A 16308-nucleotide genomic window follows, 5' to 3' on the forward strand; every position below is an offset into this window, starting at 1 on the left:
TGAAACACACACTACCGAGGTGTACTATTTTTACCCGAGTCGCTAATTTTTGCCGTAAGGTGCTGAGCCGCGATGAGAGCATGGCGGATGACGTCATTGTTCAAAATACGATGTCGGTTATTCCGCGCGAACAGCATGCTATTTCCCGCAAAGATATCAGTGAAAACGCCCTTAAGGTGCTTTATCGCCTGAATAAAGCTGGCTATGAGGCGTATCTCGTTGGTGGCGGGGTGCGTGACCTGTTGCTGGGCAAAAAGCCGAAAGATTTTGACGTGACCACCAGCGCCACGCCTGAGCAGGTGCGTAAATTATTCCGCAACTGCCGTCTGGTTGGCCGCCGCTTCCGTCTTGCTCACGTGATGTTTGGGCCGGAGATCATCGAAGTGGCCACCTTCCGTGGTCATCACGAAGGCACGCCAACCGATCGCACCACATCCCAGCGCGGCCAGAACGGTATGCTGCTGCGTGACAATATCTTCGGCTCTATCGAAGAAGATGCCCAGCGTCGCGATTTCACGATTAACAGCCTTTATTACAGCGTGGCTGACTTTACCGTCCGCGATTTCGTGGGTGGGGTGCCGGACCTGAAAGCGGGTCTGATTCGCCTGATCGGCAACCCGGAAACCCGCTACCGCGAAGATCCGGTGCGGATGCTGCGTGCCGTGCGTTTTGCCGCCAAGCTGGGTATGCGCATCAGCCCGGAAACCGCAGAGACGATCCCGCGCCTGGCGACGCTGATCAACGATGTGCCCCCGGCGCGTCTGTTTGAAGAGGCGCTGAAGCTGCTGCAGGCTGGTCACGGTTTTGCCACCTATCAGCTGCTGCGTGAATACAGCCTGTTCCAGCCCCTGTTCCCGACCATTACGCGCAACTTCACCGAAAAAGGTGACAGCGCGATGGAACGTATCATCGACCAGGTGCTGAAAAATACCGATAACCGCATTCAGAACGATATGCGCGTTAACCCGGCATTCCTCTTTGCGGCAATGTTCTGGTATCCGCTGCTGGAGACGGCGCAGAAGATTGCTCAGGAGAGCGGTCTGGCCTACTACGATGCCTTCGCCCTGGCTGCCAACGATGTGCTGGATGAAGCCTGCCGTTCGCTGGCGATCCCGAAACGCATCACCACGCTGGTGCGTGATATCTGGCAGCTTCAGTTGCGGATGTCCCGTCGTCAGGGTAAACGCGCATGGAAGTTAATGGAGCATCCAAAATTCCGTGCGGCTTACGATCTCATGGCCCTGCGTGCCGAAGCGGAGAACAACCGTGAGCTGCAGGCGCTGGTGCAGTGGTGGGGTGAGTTCCAGGTTTCTGCGCCACCGGCACAGAAGGACATGCTGACCGGTCTCGATGAAGAGCCGGCGCCGCGTCGCCGCCATCGTCGTCCGCGTAAGCGTGCTCCACGCCGCGAAGGCGCCGCATGACGCTGGCCTATATCGCCATCGGCAGTAATCTGGCCTCTCCGCTGGAGCAGGTCAATGCTGCCGTCCAGGCGCTGGGCGACATTCCGCAGACCCGCGTTGTCGCCCTCTCCTCTTTCTATCGTACGCCTCCCCTGGGCCCGCAGGATCAGCCCGACTACCTCAACGCCGCCATTGCGCTGGAAACCGCCCTTAGCGCAGAGGCGCTGCTGGACAACACCCAGCGTATTGAGCTGCAGCAGGGGCGCGTGCGTAAAGAAGAGCGCTGGGGACCGCGCACCCTCGATTTAGATATCATGCTGTTTGGTGATGCGGTGATTAACACCGAACGCCTGACCGTGCCGCATTACGATATGAAACGCCGCGGCTTTATGCTCTGGCCACTGTTCGAAATCGCCCCCGATCTGATCTTCCCCGACGGCGAAAGTCTCAGCGCCCTGCTGACGCAGCTTAACGCCGAAAAACCGGCCAACTGGTAACAGCAAATTTTAGTTGATTAACCACGAAATATTTGTGGTTAATCGGTTGCCTAAAATCATTGTTCCCCCGAATGTTACTGTTAGAATGCGCAAAGATTCGCTTTGGGCTATCAGGAAACAGTATGAAACCAACCACCATCGCTACCCTGCAGAAATGCAAACAGGACAAGCAGCGCTTCGCCACCATTACCGCCTATGACTACAGCTTCGCCAAACTCTTTGCCGAAGAGGGCATTAACGTCATGCTGGTCGGCGACTCGTTAGGGATGACGGTCCAGGGACATGACTCCACTCTGCCGGTAACGGTAGAAGATATTGCTTATCATACCCGGGCGGTTCGCCGCGGTGCGCCAGCCTGTCTGCTGCTCGCCGATCTGCCGTTTATGGCCTACGCCACGCCTGAACAGGCGTTCGAAAGTGCCGCCACGGTAATGCGCGCCGGCGCCAACATGGTCAAAGTAGAAGGCGGTGCCTGGCTAGTTGAGACCGTGCGTATGCTCACCGAGCGCGCGGTACCGGTCTGCGGCCATCTGGGATTAACCCCGCAGTCGGTCAATATCTTTGGCGGCTATAAGGTGCAAGGGCGCGGTGACGCCGCCCAGACGCTGTTTGATGATGCGCTGGCAATTGAAGCAGCGGGCGCACAGCTGCTGGTGCTGGAATGCGTGCCGGTTGCACTGGCGAAACGCATTACCGAGGCGCTCTCTATTCCGGTGATTGGCATTGGTGCCGGTAACGTCACCGACGGACAAATTCTGGTAATGCACGATGCCTTTGGCATTACCGGCGGGCATATCCCGAAATTTGCGAAGAATTTCCTTATCGACGCAGGCGACATGCGCGGCGCAGTCAGGCAGTATATTGCCGACGTTGAATCGGGTGTTTACCCGGGTGAAGAACACAGTTTCCAGTAAGGAGTCTTGTTGTGCTAATCATTGAAACTCTGCCGCTGCTGCGCCAGCACATTCGTCGCCTGCGCCAGGAAGGTAAACGTATCGCGCTGGTTCCCACCATGGGCAATCTGCATGAAGGCCACATGAAGCTGGTGGACGAAGCCAAAGCCCGCGCCGATGTGGTGGTGGTGAGCATTTTCGTTAACCCGATGCAGTTTGACCGCGCCGACGACCTGGCCCGCTACCCGCGCACGCTGCAGGAAGACTGCGAGAAGCTGAAAAAGCATCAGGTCGATTTCGTCTTCGCCCCGGCACCGAATGATGTCTATCCGAAGGGCACGGAAGAGACGACCTATGTGGACGTACCGGGCATCTCCACCATGCTGGAGGGCGCCAGCCGTCCGGGTCATTTCCGCGGCGTCTCCACCATCGTCAGCAAGCTCTTTAACCTTGTGCAGCCGGATATCGCCTGCTTCGGCGAGAAAGATTTCCAGCAGCTGGCCCTGATCCGCAAGATGGTGGCCGACATGGGCTACGATATCGACATCGTTGGCGTGCCGATCGTGCGTGCCAAAGATGGCCTGGCGCTGAGCTCCCGCAACGGCTACCTCACCGCTGACCAGCGCAAAATCGCGCCGGGCCTGTATAAGGTGATGAGCGCGATGGTTGAAAAGCTGCAGCAGAAAGCCCTGAGCAGTGAAGAGATTATCGCCATTGCCGAACAGGAGCTGAATGACAAAGGTTTCCGGGCTGATGATATTCAGATCCGCGATGCCGATACGCTGCTGGAACTCTCTGCCACCAGCAAACGCGCGGTGATCCTGGTTGCTGCGTGGCTCGGTCAGGCGCGCCTGATCGACAACAGTGTCGTTGAACTGGCTCAGTAATGACTGGGCTGATAGATAGCTAATGGATTAGTTTCCCTTCCCACTTGCAGGCAAGTGGGTTACGAAGAAGAGTAAAGGTAACATCATGATTCGCAAAATGTTGCAAGGTAAGCTTCACCGTGTGAAGGTCACTCAGGCCGATCTGCACTATGAAGGCTCCTGCGCGATCGATCAGGATTTTCTCGACGCGGCGGGTATTCTTGAAAACGAAGCCATTGATATCTGGAACGTGAGTAACGGCAATCGTTTCTCAACCTATGCTATCGCGGCTGAACGGGGTTCTAAAATCATCTCCGTGAACGGCGCGGCCGCGCACTGTGCCAACGTGGGTGATATCGTCATCATCGCCAGCTTCGTTATGATGTCCGACGAGGAAGCCCGCCGCTGGCAGCCAAAAGTGGCCTACTTCGAGGGCGACAACGACATGAAACGCACCGCGAAAGCGATCCCGGTACAGGTCGCCTGACGCACTTCCGCTGGAATTGCTCTCTTTGCGCGAGTAATTCCAGCATTAATTTAGCTCTTTTTATCGCCGCCCTTGCTTTCGTCGCCCCCTCTCCTTGCACTACACTTTCTCAATCAGATACGGCTTTCATTAAAAGCAGCTTTAGAAGATTTAAACCTATTCAAGATAAAAATGCATAAAATAGCTGAATAAACGGATGACATTATCCTGACTGGATAATTTAACAGGCATATAAAAAGGAAGTTAAATATGTTGAACAAAACACTGACCGCGGCATTTATTGCCACAGCGGCAATGGGATCTTTTTCCGCAATGGCAAATGACGTTGGCCTGCTGACATTTGATGGCGCTGTAACTGACAGCACTTGCACGCTGACAACCAGCAATGGCGCAGATGTTAATAACGTGACCATCTCTCTGCCTGTCGTTAAAAAATCCGAAGTGGAAAGCACTACCGTTGATAAAGGCGTAGGCTCAAGGAACTTTGAATTACTGTTGACCGGCTGCCCGGAATCAGTAAAAAAAGCCTCGGTGTCCTTTATGTCCAATAATATGGGCGCGATCGCTAACGGTACTATTGAACCAGATGCCAATATTAGTGGCGCGGCCTCGAATGTTGCATTAGCGCTTTACAATAATACAACAACGAGCACTGACCGAATTAAAATCGGCCAGCCTGGCAGCAACACGCAAAAAGTCACTCTGGAGAACGGTACGGGTCGATTACAATATCGCGTTGCTTACGTTCCAGGTTCTGCCTGGGTAGCAACCACAAATCCGGTAGTCGCTGGCAAAGTTTCCGCTAACGCCTACTTCACCATGAATTACGAATAATACTTTTGCAGGATACGCCTTAATAATGGGCATATCCTGCCCATTTTCAGGAGCATCAATGCCACTGCTTAACCACCCTTTTAAAAAAAGTGTTTGCGCCATGGCGCTGGTGTTCGCAAGTATTACCGCTTTTACTGCCCGCGCCGATATTGTCATTTCCGGCACCCGCGTCATTTACCCTGAATCAGCAAAAGATGTAACCGTTAATCTGGAAAACCGCGGTAATAAGCCTCTGCTGGTGCAATCCTGGCTGGATGATGGCCGTGATACGGTGAATCCGCAGGAGCTGAAGCTTCCTTTTATTATCACGCCGCCGGTTACGCGCGTTGATGCACGCAAAGGGCAGGCTATTCGCATTACCTGGCTGGGTCAGGCGCTGCCAAAAGACAGGGAATCACTGCTGTGGTTTAATGTGCTGGAAGTGCCACCGAAGGCCAAAGGCGAAGGCTCCCAGAATTTACTCCAGCTGGCATTCCGGACGCGGATTAAATTATTTTTCCGCCCAGCGGGGTTAGCTGGCTCACCGGGTGATGCCGTTAAAAATCTGCAGTGGCGTGTAAAAAAAGAGGCCGGTGGAACCTATCTTGTCGCTAATAATAATACGCCATGGAATATTTCCATTGCCAGCGCAACTTTTGAATCCGCAGGCAAAGCCTTTAATGTTAACACCCACTCTATTAAACCGTTTGACCAGGAGAAAATGAAAATAACTGCTACAACGGCCCCAACTACGGGCACCGTAAAATTTTTGTCCATCAATGATTTTGGCGGCACGGAGCAGCATCAGTCTTTAATCAAATAATTTAGCTCTTTAGCACAGGAATCGTGTAAAGGGATCACTTCCAGACGAGTGTATTTAAAAATGTTTTTCCGCCTTTCCATCCTGTGCTTATCTGTATGCGCAGCGCTATCGTCTTGCGCTTACGCAGAGGTGGCGTCGCCTGCAAATAACGGACAGGACGAGGTAGAATTTAACGATCAATTTTTATTTAACACCGGCAGTAAGATTGATGTCAGCCGGTATGCCCAGGGCAGCCCTATAATGCCCGGAGACTACCGCACTAAAATTACGGTCAATAATAAAACTAAATTAACTGCTACCGTTCATTTTAACGATAACGGAACCCTACGCGCATCTCCCTGCTTAAGCCAAAAGCTGCTGAATCAACTCGATATTGATACGGCAAAAATTAATGCTGAAGCAGAGGGTGAAAACGCCTGCGTTAATATGGCTGAGCGCTATCCCGGTTCATCCATAGAGTTTAATACCTCTACCCAGGAGCTGGCGCTAAGCATTCCTCAGATCTATATGTTGAAGCGCCCGGCCGGGTATATTGACGCCTCCCTGTGGGATGACGGTATTCCCGTCGGTCTGCTGTCTTATGACCTGAACGCCTGGCATAGCCAGAATCCGGATGCGAGCCAGGATACCGCTTACGCCGGGCTACGCTACGGCTTTAACTATGGCCCCTGGCGCTTTCGTTCCAGAAGCAACCTCAACTGGGATCGCAGCGTCGGAACCCGCTATGCCAACCAGGATATTTACCTGCAGCGCGATATTACTGCCCTGAAAGCGCAGATGTTGATTGGCGACTCGTACACCCGCGGCGACGCCTTTGATTCAGTCTCTCTGCGTGGCGTGCGGATGTACAACGACGATCGTATGCTGCCCAACGGACTTTCCAGTTACGCTCCCACGATCCGCGGCGTGGCTAACAGCAATGCCAAAGTGACGATCGCGCAGAGCGGGAACAAAATTTACGAAACGACCGTTCCTCCCGGTGCGTTCGAGATTAACGATCTCAATACTACCGGCTACGGTAACGACCTGATCGTCACTATTGAAGAGTCTGACGGTAGCAAACATTCCTTCTCCGTGCCTTACTCATCCGTCACACAGATGCTGCGTCCCGGCTTTGCCCGCTGGGATGTTGGGGCAGGTCGTCTGAAAGATGACGACCTTCGCGATAAACCGCAGCTGGCCTACGGCGCGGTCTATTACGGGCTGAACAACACCTTTACCGGCTACACCGGCCTGCAGTATCTGGATATCGGCTTCTACGCTGCCCTGGCAGGGCTGGCGATGAACACATCACTAGGCGCATTTGCCTTTGATGTGACCCAGTCGCATGCCAGCATTGAGGGTTTACAGACGCTGAAGGGCCAAAGCTATCGCCTCTCCTGGAGTAAAACGCTGAGCGCCACCGACACTGCCTTCAACGTCGCGGGATATCGCTTTTCCACGAAGGATTATCTGAACCTGCACGATGCCGCCTCTCTCGCGGAGCAGGTTAAAGATCAGGGCCAGGGAGAGGAAGCCCAGCAGAACGCACGCAATTTCCAGCGCATGAAGAACCAACTGCAGGTCAACATCAGCCAGCCGCTCAAACAGGGGGAGACCGATTATGGTTCCATCTACATCAATGGCAGTTGGCAAAATTACTGGAATAACAGCGGTAACAATTCCAGCTTCTCCATGGGCTACAGCAACGCGTTTCGTTACGGGAGTTACTCCGTTTCGCTGCAACGCACCTATGACGAATATGGCGCCCAGGATGACAGCCTCTACCTGAGCATTAACCTGCCATTTGACGCCCTGTTGGGCAGGGATAAACGCCCGGCTGGCTTCTCGAATATCAACATAGGCATGAACTCCGATTTCAAAAACAGCAATGGCCTGAACATGACCGCCAACGGCAGCGCCGATAGCAGCCGTCTGAGCTACAGCGTTACCACAACCTATAACCAGAGTCCGGACAGTAATCTCAGCCAGATCAGTACCTACGGCGGCTATAACAGCGGGTACGGTCCGCTGAGCGTGTCTGCCTCTACAGGCAGTGACCATAGCCGGCAATACTCCGCAAGCTACAGCGGCGGCATGCTCATTCACGCTGGCGGGTTAACGTTTACGCCGGGCAGCATTGGTGAAGCCGACGCCCTGGCGCTGGTAAAAGCCAGCGGCGCGAAGGGGGCGCATTTAACTAACGGCAGCGGCGAGATTGGCGATTCCGGCTACACGGTGATGCCGTATCTCTCTGCTTATCGCGAAAACCGTATCACGCTTGATACCAGCACCTTAACCGCCGATGTGGATGTAAAAAACAACAGCACAATTGCCGTTCCACGCAGCGGTGCGGTGGTGATGGTCGATTTTGAAACCAATCAGGCGCGCTCGGCAGTGGTTGAGCTCGTGCGTTCCGACAAAGGTTTTATCCCGCTGGGCGCCGATGTCTTTGATGAGAAAGGCGAGAATATCGGCACGGTGGGTCAGGCAGGCCAGGCTTACGTCAGAGGTGTTGAAAATAGCGGCACGCTGCGGGTGGTATGGGGGCCCGGTAAAGAGAACACCTGTACCGCGCGTTATCGACTGGATGCGGGTGCGCAGAAAGTGGGGCTCACCACGATGCTGAATAACCAGATATGTCAAATGTAGCAGGAACCATTATATGAACCCTCTGACCAATACACTGCGATGCGCTTTCACGTTGATTGCGCTTCTTAGCGGGTATGCCGCTGCCGCAGAAAATCTGGATGTCACGTTCAGCGCCAACATTCGCGAAACCACCTGCGATATTAAGATCGACGGAGGCACTGGCGATGGCGCTAACAACACCATCCTTTTGGGTACCGATGGTAAGACCCGTGTCGATTACATCGCAGGCGGCAATATCCAAAGCCCCTTCAAACTGGTCATCACTGAATGCCCGTCCAGCCTGAGCACATTAAAAACCAGCATTAGCGGCACCGCCTCGACGATGAGTACTGCCCTGGACAATAGCATCACCAAAGCCGCAGGCGGCGCTGAAAACGTCGGGCTTTCCATCGCCCGTACCTCCGCCACCGGCTCCCCGTTCGAAATTAATTCCAACGACGACAGCAAGCGCCTGGTATGGACGCCAGAAGAAATCCTCAATAAACAGGTGGACCTGACCGCATTCCTGGTGGAAACCCTGTCTGGCGGCGCGACGACAGGGGAATTCAAAACCCTGGCAATCTTTAACTTCACCTATGAATAACCCGGCCGAGTGAGGAACAAGACCATGAAACATCACGCTGCAATTTTCACTCTGGCGCTTTGTTGCGGGCTATTTTCTACCCTTGCCAGCGCGGAAATTAAGGGCACCAGTTCGCTGACCGCGACCTTCGTCACCACCATCATTCCTGGCACCTGTAACGCCAGCGTAAAGAATGCCGCAGGGGAAGACGCAACTGACATCAACTTTGGCGATGTTTTTAAATCCGATCTGATTAACAAAAGCCGCGTCGAAGCGTTCAAAATCAATTTCACCAACTGTTCAGGGGTGGTTTCCGCAAAAGTCACCGCCACGCCGGGTGCAGGCGGTGCCTGCTCAACCGCCACCAGCGATAAGTTTGGCGCCACGCATAATGTCGCCTTTGAGATCTGGAAGGGAACGGCCGGCGCGGAGACGCAGCTCAGCTGCAAAAACCCAGTAGCGCAGGTAGTGAAGCTGACGCCGGGCAGCGGTAGCCTGGATATGAACGCGCGGATCGTTATCGCTGACGATAAAACCATCGGTGATGTCACTACCGGTACCGTGACCTCACCCGTGACCTTCACGGTAACCTATCAGTAAGCCGCACTGCAGGAGGTGAAGCGGGCGATGCGTATCTATTCATTACTGGCACTGATTCTCGCCTCACTTTCCGTTCCCGGCTTTGCCGATACGACGGGAATTGATGTCACGCTGTCAGCATCAATCATGACTAACACGTGCGAGTTAAGCCTGCCTGAAGGGGGAAATATTCAGCTGTCAGTGGTGCCGCGCAGCTGGTTTTATAACCCCGACGGCAGCGATCGTTTTAAACCCACGGATGACGCAGGCGGTAAAAAATTCACCGTGCAGGTAACGGACTGTGGCGGCAACACGTTGGGCAAAGATAATACGCTGCATTTCACTTTTCGTCCGCAATCCCGGGGAATTGCATCGCAAAAACAGGTTTTTGTTAACGAACGCGAAAATGCGCCAGAAGGGGCAAAAAATGTCGGCGTCGTCATCTTTTCCGAAGCCAGCCATCAAAATGTGCTGCAAAGCGATGGGACTTCAGACGTGATTTTTAACAACGCCTCCAGCCAGTCAGCCGACAACTACCTGACCTGGTACACCTTTTATGCCCGCTACCAGAATACCGGCGAGGTGAGTTCAGGCAGAGTGACCAGCAATGTGCTGGTGAGTGTGACTTATGAATAAACGAAGAGGCAACCAGATGATCCGCACGCTGCTGTTACTGTTAGGGCTGTTTATCCTGCGCCCGGCCCTGGCCGACCAGAGCTGTTTCATCAACACCAGCGCCGAAGGGACCTATATTGTCGGGGATTCGCCACAGCTGGTGCTTAACCCCACCAAAGTCACTACCCCGACCGAGCTTGGCGCGAGCTACACCTTTATCATTCAGTTTCGCGGCACCAACCCCGTGGGCTGTAAATCGGCAGAGCCGTGGGATAACTCGGTCCATTTTATTAATGCCGCAGGCGCCAGCCTCGACAGTAAATACACCACCCCGGAGGGCAATGCGCTGATAAAAACCAGCGTGCCGGGCATCGACTATTCACTCGAGTTAATCTGCTCGACATCCGACGGTTGCGGCAGCGGTAGCGCTCACCCTAACCTGTCGCTGTTCCTGAAGGGCAGTGACGGCACGGATAACGTCTTCCCTTCCAGTAGCGACGGCTTTCCCTGGGAAGGCTCCGATACGCAGTGGCGGTTAAAAATGGTGCTCTGGGTTACGCCAGACTTCAAACCGCAGGAAGGGGTGCCGACAGGGGGCTCGCTGAGCGGTACGCTGGCGCGCTTCCAGATTGGGCCCAGCAGCCAGCCGATCATCACGTTTGTCAGTATCGCCTCGACGCTTACGTTCACCGTGCCTGCCAGCAGCTGCTCGCTGGGGGTAGCCCAGGGCGATAGCGTGACGAATAATAACGTGGCGCTTGGGGACTACTTTGCCAGCGAAGTAAGGCAGGACCAGACACAGGTGTACCCTTTCTCGCTGACTCTTGAGAACTGCTATACCCCTAAGCTGTCGGTGAAGATGACCAGCGCCTATATCTCCCCTGATAGCGCCCTGCTCGGTAAAAGCAGCGGCAGCGCTGCCGGTGTCGGCGTGAACGTTATCAATACTGATAAGAATATTAATATGAAGCCGGATGGCTCCACCAGCGCGGTTTACGATCGTACAAATGACTGGTCCTCCCAGGAGAGCCTTAACTTTTCAGCGCAGCTCAAGCGGGATGGGCAAACTATCAAGGCGGGGGACTTTAACGCCGCCGCCACCTTTATGCTTAATTACGAATAGCCTTAGCTCTGCGGCTGGTTGCCGATCATCCGCGACATGGTCTCCAGCGAATCAGTGCGCAGAACATAGAGCCGTTTTAACAGAAACGGATTATCCCCTGGCTTCACCTTGCCCCGCACGGTCGTTACGGCAAGGTGAAACCCTGCATCATTCGCCGCTTTTACCGCATTATCGTTGTAACCGCCAAACGGGTAGGAGAGATACAGCACGTGCGGGTTAAACTGCGCCAGCGCGCGGCGGGAGTGTTTGAAATCCATCAGAATGTTATGGTAACTGCGGCTGAGCAGGATCGGATGGCGGTTATTGTCCACCCGGTGCAGGAAATGGGTATGCGACTGCACGTCGAAAACATCCTGGATCTCCCGCAGCTCGGAAATGCTCATAAACTGCAGCGTCTTTGGATCCCACTTCAGCGGATGCGCTTTGATCCGTGAGGAGATGATAAACGCCGTGGCGTGAAAGCCGTACTGCCTGAGGATTGGCCAGGCGTAGCGGCTGACCGATTTCAGGCCGTCGTCAAAGGTGATCACCACTGCCCTGGCGGGCAGGTTCATTTTGTTACGCACATAACCTTCGAGCTGATACATCGTCAGCGTGGTGTAGCCCTGGTCGCGCAGCCAGGTCATCTGGTTATTGAAAGCGCGTACGCTGGTGGTGGTTGAGGTGTGGCGGAAACGGGTGTTCTCTTCATCGCGCAGGATATGGTGATAAGTGAGCACCGGCAGGCCATTATCTTCCTGCGCATCCAGACTGCTGACCCAGGCCAGGCGGTTAGCGATGCGGATCTGATACCACGTCTGATTCAGGCGATCCTTGAGTTTATTGAGGATCGGATAGCGCAGATTATCTGCCAGCGTACCGAACGGGGCGCTGCCGACGCTGGGGGCGTTGTAGACCGGCGTATCCTTCCACGTAATTAAATTCTGGTTGCTGAGCGGCTTGTTCAGATCGCCCAGGCTATCCTCCACCCGCTGTTTGCCCTGCACTTCGCCCAGATGCCCTTTGTCGATAAAACCGGTGCCAAAGCCAAACCGGAATTCATAGTAATCCGCCGGGGTGGGAGAAACGGCGATGATCTGCCCGGCGCGCACATTGCCGACGGTCACGACGCGGTTACCTACCTGCGCCCAGATGGTGGCATCTTCGGTGGTTTGCATATAACGGGCCGTAGCCCCTTGCTGGCTTAGCAGACTGGCAGAAGCGCCGCCGGAAACCAGCAGCAGAAGCAGAAGAAAAATACGCGAGAACATAGAGAGTTATTCAGTACGAAAATCGGACGACATTGTAGCAAAAGCGCCAGTAATACCAATGCTTAATATTTCTCCGGTCCATGCAGCAGAACGAAGGGCGGGTTTTTCTGCTGCTGGTGCCAAAGGCTGCTGACGTCCGGCGCGCCGTGGGCCACGATGGTGTTACGAAAGCTGGCGCTGTCGGTCGTTTCACGCAGGGGGTACATCATCTCCAGCAGCGAATAGCTTATCCCGGAGATCACTTCGCAATTCTCATGCTTATGGCTGAGTAGCGCTGCTGCGCGATAGGGCGCTGCGCCGGAGATGTCGGTCAGGAAGATCACCCCATCACCGCTGTCGGCATGGTGCTGGGCATCACACAACATACGGCTGAGCATATTGCAGCTTAAGCCGCGCCAGAAATTGACCACCTGGCACTGCACCAGCGGCCCAAACCGGACGGCGAGCTTCTCCGCTATCTCCTGTGCATGTTCGTCATGGCACGTGATTACCCAACCCAGCATCGTCACCTCTCATCAGAAAGGGGTAGTGTAGCGGGAGAGATAAGGTATGGGGGTGACGGTGGTCAATAAAGCGGCCCGGCAGCAGAACGCCGCCGGGCCTGATGGTTAGCTACGCAGCCCGCGTCCGCGCTGGATCAGATTCCAGCACAGCAGATAGAAGGCAACGATAAAGATCACCAGCACGGCAACGGTGGTCACCAGCGGCACATCGGAAATACCGAGGAAACCAAAGCGGAAGCCGCTGATCATATAGACGATGGGGTTCAGGTGTGACAGCCCCTGCCAGAACGGCGGCAGCAGCGTCAGGGAGTAGAAGACCCCACCGAGGTAGGTGAGCGGCGTCAGGACGAAGGTCGGGATCAGGCTGATATCGTCAAAGGTTTTGGCGAATACCGCGTTCAGCAGCCCTGCCAGGGAGAACAGTATCGCCGTCAGCAACAGCGTCAGGCCGACAAACAGCCAGGAGTGCACCTGGAACGGCACAAAGAACAGCGAAACGGCGGTGACCAGAATCCCGACGCACAGGCCGCGCGCGACCCCGCCTCCGACGTAACCGGCGATGATGACGTGGGTAGGCACCGGCGCCACCAGCAGCTCTTCAATGTTGCGCTGGAACTTGGCGCTGAAGAACGACGACGCCACGTTGGCGTAGGCGTTGGTGATGACCGCCATCATGATCAGGCCCGGCACGATAAACTGCATATAGGTAAAGCCGTGCATCTCGCCGATGCGCGAGCCAATCAGGTTGCCGAAGATAATAAAGTAGAGAGTCATGGTGATCACCGGCGGAACCAGGGTCTGGATCCAGATACGCATGAAACGGTTGATCTCTTTGGCCCAGATACTTTTCAGCGCCACCCAGTAAAGCTGCATCATGCGCGATCTCCTTGTTTCTCATGGACCAGCGAGACGAAGAGCTCTTCCAGTCGGTTTGCTTTGTTACGCATACTTAATACCTGAATCCCCTGCTCGCTCAGCTGGCTGAAGACGCTGTTGATCCCCTGCTCGCGCAGCACTTCCACTTCAAGCGTGGAGGTATCCACCAGACGATACTGATAGCCGACCAGCTTCGGCAGCGGGCTTTTTGCCGCCAGGTCGAGAATGAACGTCTCTGACTTCAGCTTGGAGAGCAGATCTTTCATTGAGGTGTTTTCCACCAGCTCGCCGTGCTGAATGATGCCGATATTGCGACAGAGCATCTCAGCCTCTTCCAGATAGTGGGTGGTGAGGATAATGGTGGTGCCTTTGTCGTTTAAGTCCTTCAAAAAGCTCCACATTGAGCGGCGAAGCTCGATATCCACCCCGGCGGTGGGTTCATCGAGGATCAGCAGCTTTGGCTCGTGCATCAGGGCGCGGGCAATCATCAGACGACGCTTCATGCCGCCGGACAACATCCGCGCACGTTCGTTACGCTTTTCCCACAGATCGAGCTGCTTAAGATACTTTTCGCTGCGCGCGACCGCCTCTTTGCGCTCCACGCCGTAGTAACCCGCCTGGTTGACCACAATCTGCTGTACGGTCTCAAACGGATTGAAGTTAAACTCCTGCGGCACCAGCCCCAGCTGGCGTTTGGCGTTGACCACATCTTTCTCGAGATCGTAGCCAAACACGCTCACCCGGCCGGAGGATTTGTTCACCAGCGAGCTGATGATACCGATGGTGGTGGATTTACCTGCCCCGTTAGGCCCCAGAAGCGCATAAAAATCACCGGCTTCTACTTTGAGATCTATTCCGCGCAGCGCCTGGACGCCGCCCGGATAGGTTTTTTTAAGTTGCTCAAGCTCAAGTGCAATCGCCATGAAATAAACTTACCTATAGTTCTGACACACGTTGTGTGGTTTCATTAAAAGTCGGGTTACCCTATAGTAGCGCAACGCAATCACTCGGTTACAGGCCGTTAGCCTCCATGAATGACATAGATACACTCATCAGCAATAACGCACTATGGTCAAAGATGCTGCTGGAAGAAGATTCCGGATTTTTTGAGAAACTGTCTCAGTCGCAGAAACCACGCTTTCTCTGGATTGGATGCTCCGACAGCCGCGTTCCGGCTGAACGCCTTACCGGCCTTGAACCTGGCGAACTCTTTGTTCACCGCAACGTTGCGAACCTGGTGATCCACACCGACCTGAACTGTCTCTCCGTGGTGCAGTATGCGGTGGATGTTCTGGAAGTCGAACACATCATCATTTGTGGTCACTACGGCTGCGGCGGCGTGCAGGCAGCGGTTGAAAATCCGGAACTGGGCCTTATCGACAACTGGCTACTGCACATTCGTGATATCTGGTTCAAACATAGCTCACTGCTGGGGCAAATGCCGCAGGAGCGCCGCCTGGACACCCTGTGCGAGCTGAACGTGATGGAACAGGTCTACAACCTCGGCCACTCCACCATTATGCAGTCGGCGTGGAAACGCGGGCAAAAAGTGACGATCCACGGCTGGGCGTATGGCATTCATGATGGCCTGCTGCGCGATCTGGAAGTGACCGCCACCAACCGGGAAACTCTGGAGCAACGCTACCGTCAGGGTGTCTCTAACCTGACCCAGAAGCACGTTAACCACAAGTAAACGCAAAACGGCAACGCAAGTTGCCGTTTTTAGTCCGCAGGCCCGTTAAGCGTAGCGCCACCGGGCAATACCCGCCTTACTCGTCCAGCAGCACCACTTTGCCGACATACGGCAGATGGCGATAGCGCTGCGCGTAGTCAATCCCGTAGCCCACCACAAATTCGTCCGGGATCGAGAAACCGACAAACTCTACGGGAACATCCACTTCGCGGCGGGTCGGTTTATCCAGCAGGGTACAAATCGCCAGCGATTTAGGGCCGCGCAGGCTGAGAATTTCGCGTACTTTTGACAGGGTGTTACCGGAATCGATGATGTCTTCCACAATCAGAACATCTTTGCCGCGAATGTCTTCATCCAGATCTTTGAGAATTTTAACATCACGGGTGGTCGACATGCCGCTGCCATAGCTGGAGGCGGTCATAAAATCGACTTCATGGGAGACCTGCACTTCGCGGCAGAGATCGGCCATAAACATGAAGGAACCGCGTAACAGACCCACCAGCACCATCTCACTACCGCTGTCTTTATAATGTTCGGTGATCTGACGACCCAGTTCGGCGATACGCGTTTTGATCTCCGCTTCAGGGATCATCACTTCAACAGTATGTTTCATTTTACTAACCGTATGATTTTATAACGAATTTATCAATGCCTATGGATTCGCGTCCGGCATCGCTTCATAAGCCCTGAAGTA

The 16308-nt window shown here is 54.5% G+C and carries 18 protein-coding genes; 13 read left to right on the forward strand and 5 right to left on the reverse strand.

The annotated features are described in order from the left end of the window. The first annotated feature begins 26 nt into the window (after positions 1–26). From pcnB to DVA43_RS13830, 12 genes are all read left to right on the forward strand, one after another. Positions 27–1424 (forward strand): polynucleotide adenylyltransferase PcnB, encoded by a 1398-nt coding sequence (gene pcnB, locus DVA43_RS13775; RefSeq protein ID WP_210406709.1) that lies wholly within the window; start codon positions 27–29, stop codon positions 1422–1424. Continuing rightward, on the forward strand, positions 1421–1900 hold the full coding sequence (folK, locus tag DVA43_RS13780; protein WP_103823280.1) for a 2-amino-4-hydroxy-6-hydroxymethyldihydropteridine diphosphokinase: 480 nt from the start codon (positions 1421–1423) through the stop codon (positions 1898–1900). The genes pcnB and folK overlap by 4 nt, the downstream gene beginning before the upstream one ends. Positions 1901–2022: 122 nt before the next feature. Beyond that, entirely contained in the window at positions 2023–2814 is a 792-nt protein-coding gene (panB, locus tag DVA43_RS13785) for a 3-methyl-2-oxobutanoate hydroxymethyltransferase (RefSeq protein WP_103823279.1), read from the forward strand. Between the two features lie 11 nt (positions 2815–2825). Beyond that, on the forward strand, positions 2826–3680 hold the full coding sequence (panC, locus tag DVA43_RS13790; RefSeq protein ID WP_114315871.1) for a pantoate--beta-alanine ligase: 855 nt from the start codon (positions 2826–2828) through the stop codon (positions 3678–3680). Positions 3681–3765: 85 nt separating this feature from the next. Beyond that, on the forward strand, positions 3766–4146 hold the full coding sequence (gene panD / locus DVA43_RS13795; protein ID WP_032616579.1) for an aspartate 1-decarboxylase: 381 nt from the start codon (positions 3766–3768) through the stop codon (positions 4144–4146). A 249-nt stretch (positions 4147–4395) separates the two neighbouring features. Then, positions 4396–4980, forward strand: a complete 585-nt coding sequence (locus tag DVA43_RS13800; RefSeq protein ID WP_114315872.1) for a fimbrial protein — start codon at positions 4396–4398, stop codon at positions 4978–4980. 58 nt (positions 4981–5038) lie between these two features. Then, entirely contained in the window at positions 5039–5782 is a 744-nt protein-coding gene (locus tag DVA43_RS13805; protein ID WP_114315873.1) for a fimbrial chaperone, read from the forward strand. 60 nt (positions 5783–5842) lie between these two features. Then, the gene (locus tag DVA43_RS13810; RefSeq protein ID WP_114317146.1) at positions 5843–8413 is read left to right on the forward strand and encodes an outer membrane usher protein; all 2571 of its coding nucleotides are present in this window, start codon (positions 5843–5845) and stop codon (positions 8411–8413) included. Positions 8414–8426: 13 nt separating this feature from the next. Then, entirely contained in the window at positions 8427–8996 is a 570-nt protein-coding gene (locus tag DVA43_RS13815; RefSeq protein WP_114315874.1) for a fimbrial protein, read from the forward strand. 24 nt (positions 8997–9020) lie between these two features. Beyond that, on the forward strand, positions 9021–9575 hold the full coding sequence (locus DVA43_RS13820) for a fimbrial protein (RefSeq protein ID WP_114315875.1): 555 nt from the start codon (positions 9021–9023) through the stop codon (positions 9573–9575). A 27-nt stretch (positions 9576–9602) separates the two neighbouring features. Next, positions 9603–10190 (forward strand): fimbrial-like protein, encoded by a 588-nt coding sequence (locus DVA43_RS13825; RefSeq protein WP_114315876.1) that lies wholly within the window; start codon positions 9603–9605, stop codon positions 10188–10190. Further along, positions 10183–11292, forward strand: a complete 1110-nt coding sequence (locus DVA43_RS13830; RefSeq protein ID WP_114315877.1) for a fimbrial protein — start codon at positions 10183–10185, stop codon at positions 11290–11292. Before DVA43_RS13825 ends, DVA43_RS13830 begins: the two co-directional genes overlap by 8 nt. A 2-nt stretch (positions 11293–11294) precedes the next feature. On the opposite strand, the gene DVA43_RS13835 is transcribed toward DVA43_RS13830, so the two are convergent. The 4 genes from DVA43_RS13835 to DVA43_RS13850 form a co-directional block, all read right to left on the reverse strand. Continuing rightward, positions 11295–12542, reverse strand: a complete 1248-nt coding sequence (locus DVA43_RS13835; protein ID WP_114315878.1) for a polysaccharide deacetylase family protein — start codon at positions 12540–12542, stop codon at positions 11295–11297. Positions 12543–12604: 62 nt separating this feature from the next. Further along, on the reverse strand, positions 12605–13045 hold the full coding sequence (locus DVA43_RS13840; RefSeq protein ID WP_114315879.1) for a PTS sugar transporter subunit IIA: 441 nt from the start codon (positions 13043–13045) through the stop codon (positions 12605–12607). A 105-nt stretch (positions 13046–13150) separates the two neighbouring features. Further along, a complete protein-coding gene (locus tag DVA43_RS13845) occupies positions 13151–13921 on the reverse strand; it encodes an ABC transporter permease (protein ID WP_103823275.1) in 771 nt (256 codons plus the stop codon). Further along, positions 13918–14844, reverse strand: coding sequence for an ABC transporter ATP-binding protein (locus tag DVA43_RS13850; RefSeq protein WP_103178306.1), 927 nt, complete (start codon positions 14842–14844; stop codon positions 13918–13920). Before DVA43_RS13850 ends, DVA43_RS13845 begins: the two co-directional genes overlap by 4 nt. Positions 14845–14951: 107 nt before the next feature. On the opposite strand from DVA43_RS13850, the gene can reads away from it, so the two are divergent. Further along, positions 14952–15614: a carbonate dehydratase gene (gene can / locus DVA43_RS13855; RefSeq protein WP_103178305.1), complete on the forward strand. Its 663-nt coding sequence runs from the start codon at positions 14952–14954 to the stop codon at positions 15612–15614. A gap of 76 nt (positions 15615–15690) precedes the next feature. Here the strand turns inward: can and hpt are convergent, their stop codons facing one another. Then, positions 15691–16227: a hypoxanthine phosphoribosyltransferase gene (hpt, locus tag DVA43_RS13860; RefSeq protein ID WP_103178304.1), complete on the reverse strand. Its 537-nt coding sequence runs from the start codon at positions 16225–16227 to the stop codon at positions 15691–15693. Between the last annotated feature and the right edge of the window lie 81 nt (positions 16228–16308).

It is taken from the genome of Leclercia sp. W6 (genome assembly GCF_003336345.1).
Classification (GTDB): Bacteria; Pseudomonadota; Gammaproteobacteria; order Enterobacterales; family Enterobacteriaceae; genus Enterobacter.

Coding starts and splice junctions, on each gene's coding strand:
- folK (WP_103823280.1), top strand. CDS start 1,421: ATGACGCTGGCCTATATCGCCATCGGCAGTAATCTGGCCTCTCCGCTG.
- panB (WP_103823279.1), top strand. CDS start 2,023: ATGAAACCAACCACCATCGCTACCCTGCAGAAATGCAAACAGGACAAG.
- panD (WP_032616579.1), top strand. CDS start 3,766: ATGATTCGCAAAATGTTGCAAGGTAAGCTTCACCGTGTGAAGGTCACT.
- DVA43_RS13800 (WP_114315872.1), top strand. CDS start 4,396: ATGTTGAACAAAACACTGACCGCGGCATTTATTGCCACAGCGGCAATG.
- DVA43_RS13805 (WP_114315873.1), top strand. CDS start 5,039: ATGCCACTGCTTAACCACCCTTTTAAAAAAAGTGTTTGCGCCATGGCG.
- DVA43_RS13810 (WP_114317146.1), top strand. CDS start 5,843: ATGTTTTTCCGCCTTTCCATCCTGTGCTTATCTGTATGCGCAGCGCTA.
- DVA43_RS13815 (WP_114315874.1), top strand. CDS start 8,427: ATGAACCCTCTGACCAATACACTGCGATGCGCTTTCACGTTGATTGCG.
- DVA43_RS13820 (WP_114315875.1), top strand. CDS start 9,021: ATGAAACATCACGCTGCAATTTTCACTCTGGCGCTTTGTTGCGGGCTA.
- DVA43_RS13825 (WP_114315876.1), top strand. CDS start 9,603: ATGCGTATCTATTCATTACTGGCACTGATTCTCGCCTCACTTTCCGTT.
- DVA43_RS13830 (WP_114315877.1), top strand. CDS start 10,183: ATGAATAAACGAAGAGGCAACCAGATGATCCGCACGCTGCTGTTACTG.
- DVA43_RS13835 (WP_114315878.1), bottom strand. CDS start 12,542: ATGTTCTCGCGTATTTTTCTTCTGCTTCTGCTGCTGGTTTCCGGCGGC.
- DVA43_RS13840 (WP_114315879.1), bottom strand. CDS start 13,045: ATGCTGGGTTGGGTAATCACGTGCCATGACGAACATGCACAGGAGATA.
- DVA43_RS13845 (WP_103823275.1), bottom strand. CDS start 13,921: ATGATGCAGCTTTACTGGGTGGCGCTGAAAAGTATCTGGGCCAAAGAG.
- DVA43_RS13850 (WP_103178306.1), bottom strand. CDS start 14,844: ATGGCGATTGCACTTGAGCTTGAGCAACTTAAAAAAACCTATCCGGGC.
- can (WP_103178305.1), top strand. CDS start 14,952: ATGAATGACATAGATACACTCATCAGCAATAACGCACTATGGTCAAAG.
- hpt (WP_103178304.1), bottom strand. CDS start 16,227: ATGAAACATACTGTTGAAGTGATGATCCCTGAAGCGGAGATCAAAACG.